Source organism: Polaromonas sp. DSP2-3-2b2 (assembly GCF_049895905.1).
In the GTDB taxonomy this organism is placed as follows: Bacteria; Pseudomonadota; Gammaproteobacteria; order Burkholderiales; family Burkholderiaceae_C; genus Polaromonas.
The window spans coordinates 1-2,500 of record NZ_JAFCTH010000006.1 but is presented as its reverse complement, the minus strand read 5'-3'; the positions used below and the strand labels follow the sequence as shown (position 1 = coordinate 2,500).

The following is a 2,500-nucleotide window of genomic DNA, read 5'->3' as shown; positions in this document are numbered from 1 at the left end:
TTTTGCGCTTCTTACGCCCATTCTTATCGGCTGTTGTTTCAAACAACAGCGTTGGCTTTCAATTAAATTTATTAATCTAATTGGTGCTGCCTTCCAGAGGTTCTTTATTGAATTGCGAGGGTCTGTAGCTCAGCTGGTTAGAGCACTGTGTTGATAACGCAGGGGTCGTTGGTTCGAGTCCAACCAGACCCACCAAATCAGGTTTGAGGAATTTCAGGGAATTTTAAAAGGTTCCGATCCTGGGGGATTAGCTCAGCTGGGAGAGCACCTGCTTTGCAAGCAGGGGGTCGTCGGTTCGATCCCGTCATCCTCCACCACTTATCAAGGTCCATCGCGAAAGTGTTGGATGCGAAATTCATTAATGCAAAGCATTCTCTTGGAGAGTGCTTTGTGTTGATTGATTTGTTTATTCATTTTGATTGATTATTGGCTGTTCTTTAAAAATTCATAGAGTTAAATCAGCGCTGCTGGTGGAAACCGCACATTCGTAAAGGTTTAGTGCGGACCGTGCCACCAGCAGCATAATTTAGAGAAATTTTGATTGCGTCAAAATGAACTTTTGATTTCGAGCGGAAATGCATGAAAGTGCAAATTAAATCGGATTGAAAGAATACGGCATAACGCGTCAGGTGAAAGACCTGACAGACATTCCTTGAAAATAATTTTGAGAAATCAAAGTTATAGGGTCAAGTGAATAAGAGCACATGGTGGATGCCTTGGCAATGATAGGCGACGAAAGACGTGATAGCCTGCGATAAGCTTCGGGGAGCTGGCAAATTAGCTTTGATCCGGAGATTTCTGAATGGGGAAACCCACCGAAAGGTATCGCATACTGAATACATAGGTATGCGAGGCGAACCGGGTGAACTGAAACATCTCAGTAGCTCGAGGAAAAGACATCAACCGAGATTCCGAAAGTAGTGGCGAGCGAAATCGGAAAAGCCTGCACGTGATATCAGGACTCTTAGCAAAGCAGCATGGAAAGGCTGGCCATAGCGGGTGATAGCCCCGTATGCAAAAAGAGACCTGTGGTACTGAGCGTGCGAAAAGTAGGGCGGGACACGAGAAATCCTGTCTGAATATGGGGGGACCATCCTCCAAGGCTAAATACTCATCATTGACCGATAGTGAACTAGTACCGTGAGGGAAAGGCGAAAAGAACCCCGGGAGGGGAGTGAAATAGATCCTGAAACCGTGTGCTTACAAAAAGTAGGAGCCTGGAAACGGGTGACTGCGTACCTTTTGTATAATGGGTCAGCGACTTACATTCAGTGGCAAGGTTAACCGAATAGGGAAGCCGTAGAGAAATCGAGTCCGAATAGGGCGAACAGTCGCTGGGTGTAGACCCGAAACCAAGTGAGCTATCCATGGCCAGGATGAAGGTGCAGTAACATGCACTGGAGGTCCGAACCCACTAGTGTTGCAAAACTAGGGGATGAGCTGTGGATAGGGGTGAAAGGCTAAACAAACTTGGAAATAGCTGGTTCTCTCCGAAAACTATTTAGGTAGTGCCTCAAGTATTACCATCGGGGGTAGAGCACTGTTTTGGCTAGGGGGTCATGGCGACTTACCAAACCAAGGCAAACTCCGAATACCGATGAGTACAGCTTGGGAGACAGAGCACCGGGTGCTAACGTCCGGACTCAAGAGGGAAACAACCCAGACCGCCAGCTAAGGTCCCTAAAATTGGCTAAGTGGGAAACGAAGTGGGAAGGCTATAACAGTCAGGATGTTGGCTTAGAAGCAGCCATCATTTAAAGAAAGCGTAATAGCTCACTGATCGAGTCGTCCTGCGCGGAAGATGTAACGGGGCTAAGCCAGTTACCGAAGCTGCGGATGTGCAATTTATTGCACGTGGTAGGAGAGCGTTCTGTAAGCCTGTGAAGGTGGCGGTGTAAACCCTGCTGGAGGTATCAGAAGTGCGAATGCTGACATGAGTAGCGTTAAAGGGGGTGAAAAGCCCCCTCGCCGTAAGCGCAAGGTTTTCTACGCAACGTTCATCGGCGTAGAGTGAGTCGGCCCCTAAGGCGAGGCAGAGATGCGTAGCTGATGGGAAACAGGTCAATATTCCTGTACCGATGTGTAGTGCGATGTGGGGACGGAGAAGGTTAGCTCAGCCAACTGTTGGATATGTTGGTTCAAGCCTGTAGTCGTGCCTGGTAGGTAAATCCGCCGGGCTTAGATGAGGGGTGATAACGAGGCTGCTTGCAGCCGAAGTGAGTGATACCCTGCTTCCAGGAAAAGCCACTAAGCTTCAGCTACACACGACCGTACCGCAAACCGACACTGGTGCGCGAGATGAGTATTCTAAGGCGCTTGAGAGAACTCAGGAGAAGGAACTCGGCAAATTGACACCGTAACTTCGGAAGAAGGTGTGCCTCTAGTCAGTGAAGGGATTTACTCCCGGAGCTAAACGAGGTTGCAAAAAATCGGTGGCTCAGTTCGGGCCAGCGCCAGGGACTTTTGAGGAACAGGCCCGAGATCGCCCACAGTGTGTCGC

At 48.9% G+C, this 2,500-nt stretch carries 2 tRNA genes and 1 rRNA gene; all 3 read left to right on the top strand.

The annotated features are described in order from the left end of the window. Positions 1–118: 118 nt before the first annotated feature. Positions 119–195, top strand: a tRNA-Ile gene (locus ACP7AD_RS06990). A gap of 46 nt (positions 196–241) precedes the next feature. Further along, positions 242–317, top strand: a tRNA-Ala gene (locus ACP7AD_RS06985). Between the two features lie 367 nt (positions 318–684). Continuing rightward, positions 685–2,500, top strand: a 23S ribosomal RNA gene (locus tag ACP7AD_RS06980); the annotation flags it as partial.